The organism is Streptomyces sp. NPDC005898, assembly GCF_040629635.1.
Taxonomy (GTDB): Bacteria; Actinomycetota; Actinomycetes; order Streptomycetales; family Streptomycetaceae; genus Streptomyces.
On the sequence record NZ_JBEXWC010000002.1, the window covers coordinates 328,436 to 342,859 of the forward strand.

Sequence of the window (14,424 nt, forward strand, 5' to 3'; positions counted from 1 at the left end):
ATCCGCTTGGCTCTGTCCCATGGTCACCTCCCGCCACGAGGCCTCCCACCGGATCTTCCAGGAACGCCCGGAGATCCTCGGCCCCGTCTTCGGACTGCTCGGCGTCCCTCCACCGTCCAAAGCCGTCGTAGAAGTCCTCACCCCTGACGCCACGGAGATCCGCCCCATCGAACGCCGCGTCGACAGCGTGCTCCGCGTCGAGCCGTCCGACGGCTGTGACAGCTTCCTCCTCGCCATCGAAGCCCAGGGGCGACGCGACGCGGACAAGGAGACGAGCTGGGCCTACTACATCGCGTATTTGCAGGCGAAGTACCGGTTGCCGGTACTGCTGCTCGTGGTCTGCCAGGACAAGGCGACCGCGAGCTGGGCGGTGGGGCCGTTCGCGTGCGGCGCACTGGGGTGGACGGCACTCAGCACACATCCGCTCGTCCTGGGCCCCGAGAACGTACCCGTCGTCACCGACCCGTCCGTGGCGGCGCAAGACCTCGCGATGGCGGCGTTCTCGGCCCTGACACATGGCCGGAGCAAGGACATCGGCGCCATACTGGACGCCCTGGCTCGTGCCCTGCGAGTGACCGACAAAAAGTCCGCCGACTACTACAGCGACCTTTTGGACGTCGGCCTGGGTAACACCCCGGCCGGAGCGGAATGGAGAGAACTCATGACGTTCGTCAGCTACTTCCCGGGCCGGGGCACACTTCGCGAGCAGGCCTACCTGGAAGGGAAAGCGGAAGGGAAAGCGGAAGGGAAAGCCGAGGGTGCGGCCGAGGCTGTGGCCATGGCCGCCCATGCCGTGGTCCGCCTTCTCGAACAGCGTCTCGCACCCCTCCCCGACGACGCCCGCGAACGCGTCGCGTCCTGCACCGACCTCGACACCCTCGGCCGCTGGCTGGACCTGGCCTTCACCGTCGGGAGCGTCGAGGAGCTCTTCGCCGAGGACACGGGGCCCGAGCACACGCCGCACGGGTGACGGCGCGCTGTGCTCAGCTCACGGTGAGCTAAGTCATGCGGGGTGATGGCTTAATCTGACGGCGCCTTCACACGCGACTACGTAAGCTTCACGACATGGCCACGACTCACTCCCCCGACCGGCGCCGTACCGCCGACGAGGTCAACGAGGAGATCCGTGCGCTGTGGCTGGGCGCCGGCGGCCGGTTGCGGCCCGACGAGCGACGGGTGTACGAGCAGCTCGTCACCGAATGGGCCGAGGCCGAGGCCAACTCCTCGTCCACGCACGCCGCCTGACAGCACACACGGACTCCACGACCCGACGACGAAGAAGAAACAGAAGAAACAGAAGAAGTAGAAGAAGTAGAAGAACAGGTACAGGAAAAGGCCCCCGGAACCGATGGTTCCGGGGGCCTTTTCGGGCCGCTACTGCGCCGCCGGCTTGCGCAGCGAGATGTTCAGCTCCCGCAGCCGCGACTCGTCCAGCTCGGTGGGCGCGCCCATCATCAGGTCCTGCGCGTTGCCGTTGAGCGGGAAGGCGATCGTCTCGCGGATGTTCGGCTCGTCCGCGAGGAGCATGACGATGCGGTCGACGCCGGGCGCGATGCCGCCGTGCGGCGGGGCGCCGAGGCGGAAGGCGCGCAGCATGCCCGCGAACTCCTGCTCGACGGTCTCCGCGTCGTAGCCCGCGATCTCGAAGGCCTTCAGCATGACCTCGGGCTCGTGGTTGCGGATGGCGCCGGAGGACAGCTCGATGCCGTTGCAGACGATGTCGTACTGCCAGGCGAGGATGTCCAGCGGGTCCTTCTCCTCCAGGTCCTTCATGCCGCCCTGGGGCATGGAGAACGGGTTGTGGGAGAAGTCGATCTTGCCGGTCTCCTCGTCCTTCTCGTACATCGGGAAGTCGACGATCCAGCAGAAGCGGAAGACGCCCTCCTCGAAGTGCCCGGCCCGCTTGGCGGCCTCGACCCGCACCGCCGACATGATCTTGGAGACCTCGTCGAACTCGCCCGCGCCGAAGAAGACGGCGTGCCCGGCGGCGAGGCCGAGCCGCTTGGTCAGCTCCTCCACGTTCGCCTCGGTCAGGAACTTGGCGATCGGGCCGCTCAGCGAGCCGTCCTCGGCGACGCGCACCCAGGCGAGGCCCTTGGCGCCCTGCTCGACGGCGTAGTCACCGAGGCCGTCGAAGAACTTGCGGGACTGCCCGGCGGTGTCCGGCACCGGCAGCGCGCGCACGTGCTTGCCCGCGAAGGCCTTGAAGTCGGAGCCCGCGAAGATGTCCGTGATGTCGTGCAGTTCGAGCTTGGCGCGCAGGTCCGGCTTGTCGTTGCCGTACTTCAGCATCGACTCGCGGAAGGGGATGCGCGGGAAGGGCGAGGTGACCTCGCGGCCGCCGCCGAACTCCGTGAACAGCTCCGTCATCAGCTTCTCGATGGGCTGGAAGACGTCCTCCTGCTCCACGAAGCTCATCTCGACGTCGAGCTGGTAGAACTCGCCCGGCGAGCGGTCCGCGCGCGCGTCCTCGTCGCGGAAGCAGGGCGCGATCTGGAAGTAGCGGTCGAAGCCCGAGATCATCAGCAGCTGCTTGAACTGCTGCGGGGCCTGCGGCAGGGCGTAGAACTTGCCGGGGTTCAGGCGGGAGGGGACGACGAAGTCGCGGGCGCCCTCGGGGGAGGTCGCGGTGAGGATCGGCGTCGCCATCTCGTTGAAGCCGAGGGCCACCATCTTCGAGCGGATCGCGGCGATCACGGCGCTGCGCAACATGATGTTGCGGTGCATGCGCTCGCGACGCAGGTCCAGGAAGCGGTACTCCAAACGCCGCTCCTCGTTCACGCCGTCCTCGGCGTTGATCGTGAAGGGCAGCGGGCCGGCGGCGCCGAGCACCTCGACCTCGGTGGCCTCGATCTCGATCTCGCCGGTGGGCAGCTCGGGGTTGACGTTGTCGGCGCCGCGCGAGACGACCTTGCCGTCGACGCGGACCACCGTCTCCTTGGACAGCTTGTCCAGGACCTCGGCCGCCGCGGTGCCCGGACGGGCCACCAGCTGCGTGATGCCGTAGTGGTCGCGGACATCGATGAACAGAATGCCGCCCAGGTCTCGGCGATTGTGCAGCCAGCCGCTGAGCCGGACGTCGGTGCCGACGTCAGAGGCGCGGAGCTCGCCGCAGGTGTGGGACCTGTACCGATGCATCGTCGTTCATCCAGTCTTCGCGAATAGGGGAGAGAGCAGACGCTCCCCAGGCTACCGTCCGGGCGAAGATCGGTTTCCGGATATCCGCCGGTGGCCGCCCCTCCGTGCTCCCCCCGGACCTCTTGCGGGCCGGGAAAGGGCCCGTTCCGGGAACCGGGCTCGGTGGCGGCTTTCCCCTCCATCTTCATAAAGTGGGTCAATGCGCACCGACGATCCCCTCTCGCAGGCGGGGAGCGACTCCCTGCCTCCCATACGGGACGTCCTTGCCGCCATCGCGACCGGCCTGTGGCGCTGGGACAACGCGTCCGGGACCGTCACGCTCGACGCCGAGGCCGCCCGGCTGCTCGGCCTGCCCGCCCGCCCGCAGACCCTGACGGAGGCGGCGGTTCGCTCCCGCTTCCACCCGGTCGACTGGAACGAGATCTACGGAACGGTCCAGCTCGCCGTCGCCGAGGGCACCCTCGCCGAGGCCCGGTTGCGGATCATGGACGACACGGGACGGCGCGTCCTGCGCACCGTACGCAGCCGCTCCAAGCCCGTCCTGCACGACGCGACCGAGGCGTACGAGCTGATCGGCACCCTCCAGGAGGTCAGCGAGCCCGCGCCCGGCACCGCCGCCCGCACACCCGTCACCGGCGACTGGCGCCGCTCCCGGGAGGCGTTCCTGCTCGACGCGGGTCGCGCGCTGGCCGAGGCGCGCTCCACGGAGGAGGTGCTGCGGGTCGCGGCGGGCCTGTCCATGCCGGGGTTCTCGCCCGACGGGCTCGCGGTCTTCGGGGTGGCGGGCGACCGGCTCTCGATCATCGGGCACCACGGCCACCAGCCCGGCGACGACGGGCCCTTCTCGGCGATGCCGCTGGACACCGACTACCCGGCCGCCGAGGTGGTGCGCACCGGCCGTGCCGTCTACCTCTCCTCGCCCGAGGACTACCGCCGCCGCTATCCGGCGGCCTGGCCGCTGGCCCGGCGCTTCGAGCGGCAGTCGTGGGCGTTCTTGCCGCTGACGGTGGCGGGCCGCACGATGGGCGCGTGGATGGCGGCCTTCGCGTATCCGGTGTCGTTCACGCCCGACGAGCGTTCCGTCCTGACGACGGTCGCCCGGATGCTGGCGCAGGCGCTGTCGCGGGCCGGGGTCGCCGAGTCCGAGCGGGAGCTGACGGAGGGCCTGCAGCGCTCCATGCTGCCGATGCTCGGGCCGCGGATCCCGGGGATGAGCGTGGCGGCCCGCTATGTGCCGACCGGCGGCGGGCTCCAGGTCGGCGGCGACTGGTACGACATGATCCAGCTGCCCAGCGGCCGGATCGCCTTCGTCATCGGCGACGTACAGGGGCACGACGTGCGCGCGGCGGGCCTGATGGGGCAGCTGCGGATCGCCCTGCGCGCCTACGCCTCCGAGGGGCACCGCCCGGACGCGGTGCTGTCGCGGGCCACCCGGTTCCTGTCGGGGATCACCGAGTCGATCACGTACGGTTCCAGCGGCCACGGCGCCGACGAGTCCACGGTGTACGACCCGCGCTTCGCGACCTGCCTGTACGTGGAGGCCGACCCGGCGACCGGCGTCCTGGAGATCGCCCGCGCCGGCCATCCCGAACCCGCGATACGCATGAGTGACGGAACGGTTCTGCTGAGGCCCACGGCGGGCGGTCTGCCGCTGGGCATCGACCCGGACGCGGACTATCCGACGACACGCCTGGTCCTGGAACCCGGCGAGACCATGCTGATCTGCACGGACGGTCTCATCGAGACCGGCGGCCACGACCTGGACAGCGGCTGGTCCCGGATCCGGTCGATCCTGGAGGGGTACCTGGGCGAGGACGAGCAGGACGGCCTGGAACTCCTCGCCGACCGCCTCGTACAGGCCGTGCACGGGCCCGCCTCGCACTACACCACGGGACCGCTCGCCGACCGCCGCGAGGACGACGTGGCCGTCCTGCTGCTGAGCCGCACCGGGCGCCCCGAGCAGCGCACGGACGCCCGCCGCACCGTCCTCACCGTCGCGCAGGCCGAACCGGAGCGCGTCGCGGGCGCCCGCAGGCATCTGCGGGACCTGCTGCACGACTGGGCGGACGACGAGCAGGTCGACTCGGCGGTCCTGATGGTCTCGGAGATGCTGACGAACGTCCTGGTGCACACGGACGGCGACGCCCTGCTGGTCGCCGAGGTCACCGGCGAGCCCGGCGCGCGCCGGCTGCGGGCCGAGGTCGCGGACGGCAGCGACGACCTGCCGCACAAGCGCCGGCCGGGCGAGATGGCGTCGTCGGGGCGCGGCCTGGTCCTGATGGAGCTGCTCGCCGGGGCGTGGGGCGTGGACCCGCGCGGCGACGGCAAGAGCATCTGGTTCGAGCTGTACGAGGACGCGAATGCCGCCGGCGGTGAGGCGGGGGAGTGAGTGGCGGGGCAGCGGCGGGGGCCGATACGCGCGGGTCGTCGTGGGCTGGGCGCGCGATTCCCCGCGCCCCTTTGGGGCGCTACGCCGTACCGGAGTAGCGGGAGCGCAGTTCCGACAGGACGCCGAAGGCCGCCGCCGTCAGGGGTACGGCGAGGAGCATCCCGAGGATTCCGGCGACGGACGCGCCCGCCGTGATCGCCAGCATGACCACCGCCGGGTGCATCTGCACGGTACGGCTCTGGATCATCGGCTGGAGGAGGTGCCCCTCCAGGACCTGTACGGCCAGGACCACGCCGAGCGCCCAGAGCGCGATGGCGAAGCCCCGGTCGGCGAGGGCGACGAGGATCGCCACCGCGCCGGACAGGAACGCGCCGAGGTAGGGGATGTAGGCGCCGACGAAGACGAGCGCGCCGAGCCCGAGGGCGCCCGGGACGCGCAGGACCAGCAGGCCTACGGTGATGCACAGGGCGTCGATGAACGCGATGATCGTCGTGCCGCGCATGAAGCCCTCGATGGCCTCGAAGGCGCGCCGCGCCATGACCTCGGCGGTGTCGGCGCTGTCGCCGGGGGCGAGCGAGCGCAGCGCGTTCAGCGCGCGCCCGGAGTCGCGCAGGAAGAAGAAGACGAGCAGCAGCGCGAGGACGGCCATCGCCATCATCTCGCCGACGGTGCTGAGCCCGCTGATCACCCCGGACGCCGCCGTGCCGCCGAACTTGCCGAACAGCTCCTTGGCGTTGGACGCCATGTCGTCGAGCGAGGTGCCGGCCGCCCCGAAGTACTTCGACAGGTCGCTCGCGGCCTGCTTGAGGGAGGCGATGATCTGGTCGCCGCTGTCGATGAGCGCCTTGACCACGATGTACGTCGCCCCGCCCACGACGGCGACGACGGCCGCGCAGGTCAGCCCGGCGGCCAGGGAACGCTGCACCCGCATCTTGAGCAGACGCCGGTACAGCGGGCCCAGCAGCGCGGTGCCGAGCAGGGCGAGCAGGACCGGGGTGACGGCCGTCTTGAAGGTGACGCAGAGCCAGACCCCCACGGCGGCCACGCCGGTGACCAGGAGGACGACGACGCACCAGGCGGCGGCGCGGCGGGCGGGCTCGGGCAGGAGGGTCTCCACCTCTCCTACCCGAGCACGGGGCCGGGCGCCGCGCACGTCATGTACGGCTACATGCCGGGCTGCTCATGTACGGCTACATGCCGGGCAGGTCATGTGCCCCTACCTGCCAGGCCGGTCAAGTACGGCTACATGCCGTGCACGGCCGGGACCTTGCCGAGGAGGCCCCTCTGGAAGTCCTCGAAGGCCTGCTGGAGTTCGGCCCGGCTGTTCATCACGAACGGCCCGTAGTGCGCCATGGGCTCGCGGATCGGCTGCCCGCCGAGCAGGACGACCTCCAGGTCGGGTGCGTGCGCGTCCTGCCGCTCGTCGGCACGGACGGTCAGCGCGGAACCGGCGCCGAGGACGGCGGTCTGCCCCACGTGCACGGGGCGCCGCTCGGCCCCGACCGTGCCGCGGCCCGCGAGGACGTACGCGAGTCCGTTGAAGTCCGCGCGCCAGGGCAGCGTCACCTCGGCGCCGGGCCGCACGGTCGCGTGGATCATCGTGATCGGCGTGTGCGTGATGCCGGGGCCCTCGTGCCCGTCCAGCTCACCGGTGATGACGCGGAGCAGCGCGCCGCCGTCGGGGGAGGTGAGCAGCTGGACCTGGCCGCCGCGGATGTCCTGGTAGCGGGGGTCCATCATCTTGTCCCTGGCAGGCAGGTTCACCCACAGCTGGAGGCCGTGGAAGAGGCCGCCGGACAGGACGAGCTCCTCCGGCGGCGCCTCGATGTGCAGCAGGCCGCTGCCGGCCGTCATCCACTGGGTGTCGCCGCCGCGGATGGTGCCGCCGCCCCCGTTGGAGTCCTGGTGGACGAAGGTGCCGTCGATCAGGTAGGTGACCGTCTCGAAGCCGCGGTGCGGGTGCCAGGGGGTGCCCTTGGGCTCGCCGGCGGCGTACTCCACCTCACCCATCTGGTCCATCATGATGAACGGGTCGAGGTACTTGTAGTCGATCCCCGCGAAGGCCCGGCGCACCGGGAAGCCCTCGCCCTCGAAGCCGCTGGGCGCGGTGGTCACGGCGAGCACGGGGCGGGCCACGGCGTCGGCCGGTGCCACCACTCGGGGCAGGGTCAGCGGGTTCTCGACGGTCACTGCAGGCATGGTCGGACCTCCTTGTGCGCTCACTTTAGTTGAACATAGAACTTTCTGCCATCTGAACGAACGGGACCCGGAGGGCATTCCCTCCGGGTCCCACGGGTGGCTTGATCTGTTCCGGTTAGGGGCGCACGGTTTACGGGCGCACGGGCTACGGACGCACGGGCTCCAGCTGGAGGTAGTCCAGGTTCCAGTTCTGGAACGCGCCCGCGTCCAGGGACAGCAGGACGTGGTGGTGGCCGGCGGCCAGCTCCCGGGGATCGCGGCTGTCCTGGAGGTCGAAGGCGTGATGGGCGGTCGTGTTGGCGACCGGCACCGGCCTGCCCGGGCCGGCGCGGTCGAAGGCGAGCCGGTAGGTGCCGGCGGGGGAGTACGGGGACGAGACGCGGGCCTTGAGGGTGTAGCGGCCGGCCTTCGGCACGTCGAATCCGTAGGTCAGCCACTCCGAGCCGCGCATCCAGCACACGACCACGGCGCCGTCGTGGTCGCACACGTCGACGTTCTCGCCGCGCCGCCCCGGTCCGTCGCCCCGGTTCCCGGGGTCGATGTCGTGGTAGGCCCTGCCCTCGCCGCCGGGGGCGTAGTTCTCCGCCTGGACGCGGACCGCCCCGGCCGGCACGGGGTCGGGGGCGCCGGTGGTCAGGTAGGACTTCAGCGTCCGGACGTTGTCGGTCTGGAGGATCGTCGCCTTGTGGCGGGCGATGAGCGCGCCCCAGCCGCGCGCGGGGTCGATCAGCGAGGCCTCGTCGGTGAACCGGGCCGCGTAGCCGTTGCGCATGGTGTTGAACCACACGCGGCCGGTCGCCCGCAGTCCCTCGGCGAAGGCGGGGGCGGCCACCTTGTCGCGGACGTCGTCGAAGACGACCTCGAACGCGGGCGGCCGGTTCTGGCCGAAATCCCCCACCGAAGCGGCGTTGGCGTCGTCCACCAGGTGCATGTAGAGGGCGCCCCGATGCCGGTCGAGGAACGCCCGTACCTCCGCGGCCGGTGCCCTGGACTTGAAGAGGCCGTTGCGCACGGTGCCGGTCTGCTCCAGCACCCGCCAGACTGCCTCGCGGTCCTTCCAGGCCTGGTCGAGATTGACGAGGCCGAGGGTGCGGGCGGCGCCCATGACCTCCGCGAGCGTCGGCACCCGCTCACCGGTGACCGCCGCCTGGCGACCGCCCAGTCCCGCGCGCAGCCGCAGGCCGCGCAGCTGGGCGAGGGTGAGGTCGGCGACGCGACCGGTGCCGTCGGTCGTGCGGTCCACCCTCTCGTCGTGCATCAGGACGGGCACCCCGTCCTTGGTCAGCCGGACATCGACCTCGACGATCTCCGCACCGTCGGCGAAACCCGCCCGGACGGCGGCGAGGCTGTTTTCGGGGGCCCTGCGCCACTGCCCCCGGTGGGCGGCGATCATGACCCCGGCCCTGGGCCCGTGATCGAGGAAGGCGCGGAGGGCACGATCGGCGGGGGTCTCGCCGGGGCCGGCGGAGTCGGTACGGGGGGCGGGGGCGGCGGCGTCCGTCCGGGGCGGAGGGGCGGCGGGGGGCGGTGGCTTGGCGGGGGCTGCGGGGTCCGCCGGAGGGGGCGGCGGGTTGGCGGGGGGTGCGGGGTCCGCCGGAGGGGGCGGAGCGGCTGGAGGGGGTGGGGCTGCTGGAGGGGGCGGGTTCGCGGGGGGTGCGGGGGCCGCTGGGGGCGGGGGGCCGGGGGCGGAGACGGGGCCCCTCATGGCCGCCTCCGGCGCCCCGGCGGGCGCCGCCGCCCTGGTGCCCGGGGACGCGGCCGCTCTCGTACCCGGGGACGCGGCGCCGAGCAGCGCCGCGCACACGGCGAAGGTCACGAGGACGGCGAGCCGCCCCCTGCCCGGGTCGGCGAGGGCGCGACGCACACTCCCTGGCGAGGAGGAGCGCGGGGACGAGGGCGCGGGCGAGGGCTCGGGCGAGGCGGAGTGCGGGGACGAGCGCGGGGGCGAGGGCTCGGGCGAGGCGGAGTACGGGGCCGAGGAAGAGGGCGACGGCGAAGGCGACGACCAAGGCGAGGAGGGTGACGGCGAGGGCGAGGAGGGTGACGGCGAGGGCGACGGCGAGGAGGGTGACGAGGAGGGCATGGACGTGAGCATCCGTGCCCCCGCTCCGCGCGGTCCCCGACCCGGCCGCGCCCCGCCCGCCGTTCACCTGAAGCGACGATCTGAGCGCTACCCGTCCGGCGGCCCCCGGACGCCGGCCGACACCGGGGTCACGGCCCGGCGGCCGGAGCACGGCTCGACAGCCAGGTCACGGTCCAGCGCCCGGCCACGACCCGGCGGCCGGCATCGTGACCCGACACCGGGGTCACGGCCGACAGCCCGGGCCACAGAGCAGCGCCCGAGGCCTACGGCCCGACGCCCGGGTCACGACCCGACGAGCGGGGTCACGGTCCGGCACCCGGGGCACGACCCGAGGCCCGGGGTACGGGCGGGCCGGGAGGGTGGGTCAGCCGTACATGCGTCGCATGGCGAAGTCGACCATCTGTTCCACGGCCTTCGCGTCGAAGACCATGCGGTGCTCGCCCTCCATGTCGAGGACGAAGCCGTACCCGGTGGGGAGGAGGTCGATGACCTCGGCGCCGGTGATCACGAAGTACTTGGAGTCCTTGCCGGCGTACCGGCGCAGTTCCTTGAGGGAGGTGAACATCGGGATGACGGGCTGCTGGGTGTTGTGCAGCGCGAGGAAGCCGGGGTTGTCGCCGCGCGGGCAGTAGACCTTCGAGGTCGCGAAGATCTGCTGGAAGTCCTCGGCGGACAGCGTGCCCGTGGTGAAGGCGCGCACCGCGTCCGCGAGGGACGGCGGCGAGGGCTCGGGATAGAGCGGCGGCTGCTGGCCGTACCCACCGCCGGGCATGCCCTGCATCTGCTGCGGCGGCGGCTGCGCGCCCGGCGGGGCGTACTGCTGCTGGGCGCCAGGGTTCTGGTCGTAGCCGTACATGGGTGGAAGCCTACTGAGTCACAGATGGCCGGTTAGGGGTTGCGTCTTATTACCGACGGGTAGCATCATCGTAGCTACTTACTGGTATTCCATCCCTTTCTGCTTACGGAGCCTTCGCCATGGGCCACTACAAGTCGAATCTCCGCGACATCGAGTTCAACCTCTTCGAGGTGCTCGGCCGCGACAAGCTGTACGGCACCGGCCCGTTCGCGGAGATGGACGTCGACACCGCCAAGAGCATCCTCGAAGAGCTGCGCCGCCTCGCCGAGAACGAGCTGGCCGAGTCCTTCGCGGACGCCGACCGCAACCCCCCGGTCTTCGACCCGAAGACCAACACCGCGCCCGTCCCGGCGTCCTTCAAGAAGAGCTACCAGGCCTTCATGGACTCCGAGTACTGGCGCCTCGGCCTGCCCGAGGAGATCGGCGGCACCACCGCGCCCCGCTCCCTGATCTGGGGCTACGCGGAGCTGCTGCTCGGCTCGAACCCGGCCGTGTGGATGTACTCCTCCGGCCCGGCGTTCGCCGGCATCCTCTTCGAGGAGGGCAACGAGGCGCAGAAGAAGATCGCCTCCATCGCCGTCGAGAAGCAGTGGGGCTCCACGATGGTCCTCACCGAGCCCGACGCGGGCTCGGACGTCGGCGCCGGCCGCACCAAGGCCGTGCAGCAGGCGGACGGCTCCTGGCACATCGAGGGCGTGAAGCGCTTCATCACCTCCGGTGAGCACGACATGTCGGAGAACATCCTCCACTACGTCCTCGCCCGCCCCGAGGGCCACGGCCCCGGCACCAAGGGCCTGTCCCTCTTCCTCGTACCGAAGTACGAGTTCGACTGGGAGACCGGCGAGCTGGGCGAGCGCAACGGCGTCTACGCCACCAACGTCGAGCACAAGATGGGCCTGAAGGCCTCCAACACGTGCGAGATGACCTTCGGCGACCAGCACCCCGCCAAGGGCTGGCTGATCGGCGACAAGCACGACGGCATCCGCCAGATGTTCCGCATCATCGAGTTCGCGCGGATGATGGTCGGCACGAAGGCCATCGCGACGCTGTCCACGGGCTACCTGAACGCCCTGGAGTACGCCAAGGAGCGCGTCCAGGGTCCCGACCTCGCCCAGTTCATGGACAAGACCGCGCCCAAGGTGACGATCACCCACCACCCGGACGTGCGCCGCGCGCTGATGACGCAGAAGGCCTACGCGGAGGGCATGCGCGCGCTCGTGCTGCACACCGCGGCCGTCCAGGACGAGATCCAGGTCAAGGAGGCGGCGGGCGAGGACGCGTCGGCGCTCAACGCCCTGAACGACCTGCTCCTGCCCATCGTCAAGGGCTACGGCTCGGAGAAGTCGTACGAGCTGCTGGCGCAGTCGCTCCAGACGTTCGGCGGCTCGGGGTACCTCCAGGAGTACCCGCTGGAGCAGTACATCCGCGACGCCAAGATCGACACCCTCTACGAGGGCACGACGGCCATCCAGGGGCAGGACTACTTCTTCCGGAAGATCGTCCGCAACCAGGGCGCCGCGCTGAACGGCCTCGCCGAGGAGATCAAGAAGTTCCTCGCCGTCGGCACGGGCGGCGAGACGCTGGCCGCCGCCCGCGAGGAGCTGGCCAAGGCCGCGGTCGAGCTGGAGGCCATCGTCGGCGTCATGCTGACGGACCTCGCGGCGACCGAGCAGGACGTCAAGTCCATCTACAAGGTGGGCCTCAACACCACGCGCCTGCTGATGGTGTCCGGCGACGTCGTCGTCGGCTACCTGCTGCTGCGGGGTGCGGCGGTCGCCGCCGAGAAGCTGGAGACGGCCTCCGCCAAGGACAAGGCCTTCTACGAGGGCAAGATCGCGGCGGCGAAGTTCTTCGCGACGACGGTTCTGCCGGGGGTCGCCGCCGAGCGGAAGCTCGCCGAAGGCGTTGACCTGGGGCTGATGGAGCTGGACGAGGCGGCGTTCTAGCCCCACGCCTCTCCTGCCTCTCCCCGGCCCCCGCGCCGGGCACCACGGCCTGTCCCCGTCCCGGGGGCGGGCCGTGCGGCGTGGGCCCGGGGGCGGGCCGTGCGGCGTGGGGCCCCGGCCCAGGCCGTGCGGCGTGAGGCTCCGGCCCGCCCCGGGCCGTGCGGCGTGGGGTCCCGCCCCGCCCCGGGCCGTGCGGCGGGAGGGCGGTCCTGGCCCGCCGCTTCGCGGCGGATGGTTTCCCACCCACCCACCCGATTGCCCCGCATCGCCCCGGAACCGAACAAGCTCCCGCCGCGAAGCGGCGGGCCAGGGGATGACGCCGGGTAAACGGGCGGGTGGGTGGGAAACATCCGCCGCGGAGCGGCGGGGCAGGAGATGCCCCCCACCCCCCCCCGGCCCCCGGCCAGACCCCGTCAAACCCACCCCACCCCCGCAGGGGGGCACCACCCCCGCCCCGGGGACCCACACCACCCCACCCCCGCTCTGGCTAGGCTGGCAGCCATGCGCACATCCACCGGCCCCTTCGACCGCGGCCACACCGAAGACCTCATGTCCTTCCTGGCGGCCGGCCCCACGCCGTACCACGCCGTGGCGAGCGCCGGCGAGCGGCTGGAGAAGGCCGGTTTCCGCCGGGTCGAGGAGACCGACGCCTGGGACGGCACGACCGGCGGCAAGTACGTGCTGCGCGGCGGCGCGATCGTCGCCTGGTACGTCCCGGAGGGCGCCGACCCGCACACCCCCTTCCGCATCGTCGGCGCCCACACCGACTCCCCGAACCTGCGCGTGAAGCCGCAGCCCGACGCGGGCGCCCACGGCTGGCGCCAGATCGCGGTGGAGATCTACGGCGGCCCGCTGCTCAACTCCTGGCTGGACCGCGACCTCGGCCTCGCGGGCCGGCTCTCGCTGCGCGACGGCACGACGCGGCTCGTGAACATCGACCGGCCGCTGCTGCGCGTGCCCCAACTGGCCATCCACATGGACCGTTCGGTGCACTCCGAGGGCCTGAAGCTCGACAAGCAGAAGCACATGCAGCCCATCTGGGGGCTCGGCGACGACGTGCACGAGGGCGACCTGATCCGGTTCCTGGAGGCGGAGGCCGGTCTGGGCGAGGGCGACGTCACGGGCTGGGACCTCATGACGTACTCCGTGGAGCCCCCCGCCTTCCTGGGCCGTGACCGCGAGCTGGTCGCGGGCCCCCGGATGGACAACCTCCTGTCCGTGCACGCGGCGACGGCCGCCCTCGCCGCCGTGTCGGGCCGCGCCGACCTGTCGTACATCCCTGTCCTCGCCGCCTTCGACCACGAGGAGAACGGCTCGCAGTCCGACACCGGCGCCGACGGCCCGCTGCTCGGCAGCGTCCTGGAGCGGTCCGTGTTCGCGCGCGGCGGCTCCTACGAGGACCGGGCCCGCGCCTTCGCCGGGACCGTGTGCCTCTCCTCCGACACCGGCCACGCCGTGCACCCCAACTACGCGGAGCGGCACGACCCGACGCACCACCCCCGCGCCAACGGCGGCCCCATCCTGAAGGTCAACGTCAACAACCGCTACGCCACGGACGGCACCGGGCGGGCGGTGTTCGCCGCCGCGTGCGAGAAGGCGGGGGTGCCGTTCCAGTCGTTCGTCTCCAACAACGCGATGCCGTGCGGCACCACCATCGGCCCCATCACCGCGGCCCGGCACGGCATCAAGACGGTCGACATCGGCGTGGCGATCCTGTCGATGCACAGCGCCCGCGAGCTGTGCGGCGCGGACGACCCGCACATGCTGGCCAACGCCCTCGTGGCGTTCCTGGCGGGCTGAGGCGTCAAGTCCC

At 71.7% G+C, this 14,424-nt stretch carries 10 protein-coding genes; 5 read left to right on the top strand and 5 right to left on the bottom strand.

Features of this window, described 5'->3' with window-relative positions; genetic code table 11:
- The first annotated feature begins 19 nt into the window (after window positions 1-19).
- Together ABZ385_RS04240 and ABZ385_RS04245 are read left to right on the top strand one after the other, a co-directional pair.
- A complete protein-coding gene (locus tag ABZ385_RS04240) occupies window positions 20-970 on the top strand; it encodes a hypothetical protein (protein ID WP_358583059.1) in 951 nt (316 codons plus the stop codon).
- A gap of 95 nt (window positions 971-1,065) precedes the next feature.
- Window positions 1,066-1,245, top strand: a complete 180-nt coding sequence (locus ABZ385_RS04245; protein WP_358583060.1) for a hypothetical protein — start codon at window positions 1,066-1,068, stop codon at window positions 1,243-1,245.
- A gap of 129 nt (window positions 1,246-1,374) precedes the next feature.
- On the opposite strand, the gene aspS is transcribed toward ABZ385_RS04245, so the two are convergent.
- The gene (aspS, locus tag ABZ385_RS04250; protein WP_358583062.1) at window positions 1,375-3,138 is read right to left on the bottom strand and encodes an aspartate--tRNA ligase; all 1,764 of its coding nucleotides are present in this window, start codon (window positions 3,136-3,138) and stop codon (window positions 1,375-1,377) included.
- Between the two features lie 199 nt (window positions 3,139-3,337).
- On the opposite strand from aspS, the gene ABZ385_RS04255 reads away from it, so the two are divergent.
- Window positions 3,338-5,527, top strand: coding sequence for a SpoIIE family protein phosphatase (locus ABZ385_RS04255; RefSeq protein ID WP_358909615.1), 2,190 nt, complete (start codon window positions 3,338-3,340; stop codon window positions 5,525-5,527).
- 79 nt (window positions 5,528-5,606) lie between these two features.
- Here the strand turns inward: ABZ385_RS04255 and ABZ385_RS04260 are convergent, their stop codons facing one another.
- The 4 genes from ABZ385_RS04260 to ABZ385_RS04275 form a co-directional block, all read right to left on the bottom strand.
- On the bottom strand, window positions 5,607-6,644 hold the full coding sequence (locus tag ABZ385_RS04260; protein WP_358583066.1) for an AI-2E family transporter: 1,038 nt from the start codon (window positions 6,642-6,644) through the stop codon (window positions 5,607-5,609).
- A 125-nt stretch (window positions 6,645-6,769) separates the two neighbouring features.
- A complete protein-coding gene (locus ABZ385_RS04265; protein ID WP_358909617.1) occupies window positions 6,770-7,726 on the bottom strand; it encodes a pirin family protein in 957 nt (318 codons plus the stop codon).
- A 145-nt stretch (window positions 7,727-7,871) separates the two neighbouring features.
- The gene (locus tag ABZ385_RS04270; protein WP_358909619.1) at window positions 7,872-9,119 is read right to left on the bottom strand and encodes a glycerophosphodiester phosphodiesterase family protein; all 1,248 of its coding nucleotides are present in this window, start codon (window positions 9,117-9,119) and stop codon (window positions 7,872-7,874) included.
- A gap of 1,054 nt (window positions 9,120-10,173) precedes the next feature.
- Window positions 10,174-10,665, bottom strand: coding sequence for an SseB family protein (locus ABZ385_RS04275; RefSeq protein ID WP_358590619.1), 492 nt, complete (start codon window positions 10,663-10,665; stop codon window positions 10,174-10,176).
- A gap of 119 nt (window positions 10,666-10,784) precedes the next feature.
- Here ABZ385_RS04275 and ABZ385_RS04280 point away from each other — a divergent pair, with 119 nt between their 5' ends.
- Together ABZ385_RS04280 and ABZ385_RS04285 are read left to right on the top strand one after the other, a co-directional pair.
- Window positions 10,785-12,611: an acyl-CoA dehydrogenase gene (locus tag ABZ385_RS04280; protein WP_358590616.1), complete on the top strand. Its 1,827-nt coding sequence runs from the start codon at window positions 10,785-10,787 to the stop codon at window positions 12,609-12,611.
- Window positions 12,612-13,112: 501 nt separating this feature from the next.
- Entirely contained in the window at window positions 13,113-14,411 is a 1,299-nt protein-coding gene (locus tag ABZ385_RS04285; protein WP_358698904.1) for a M18 family aminopeptidase, read from the top strand.
- Window positions 14,412-14,424 lie beyond the last annotated feature (13 nt).

Coding starts and splice junctions, on each gene's coding strand:
- ABZ385_RS04270 (WP_358909619.1), bottom strand. CDS start 9,119: ATGATCGCCGCCCACCGGGGGCAGTGGCGCAGGGCCCCCGAAAACAGC.
- ABZ385_RS04245 (WP_358583060.1), top strand. CDS start 1,066: ATGGCCACGACTCACTCCCCCGACCGGCGCCGTACCGCCGACGAGGTC.
- ABZ385_RS04285 (WP_358698904.1), top strand. CDS start 13,113: ATGCGCACATCCACCGGCCCCTTCGACCGCGGCCACACCGAAGACCTC.
- ABZ385_RS04275 (WP_358590619.1), bottom strand. CDS start 10,665: ATGTACGGCTACGACCAGAACCCTGGCGCCCAGCAGCAGTACGCCCCG.
- ABZ385_RS04265 (WP_358909617.1), bottom strand. CDS start 7,726: ATGCCTGCAGTGACCGTCGAGAACCCGCTGACCCTGCCCCGAGTGGTG.
- aspS (WP_358583062.1), bottom strand. CDS start 3,138: ATGCATCGGTACAGGTCCCACACCTGCGGCGAGCTCCGCGCCTCTGAC.
- ABZ385_RS04280 (WP_358590616.1), top strand. CDS start 10,785: ATGGGCCACTACAAGTCGAATCTCCGCGACATCGAGTTCAACCTCTTC.
- ABZ385_RS04240 (WP_358583059.1), top strand. CDS start 20: ATGGTCACCTCCCGCCACGAGGCCTCCCACCGGATCTTCCAGGAACGC.
- ABZ385_RS04255 (WP_358909615.1), top strand. CDS start 3,338: ATGCGCACCGACGATCCCCTCTCGCAGGCGGGGAGCGACTCCCTGCCT.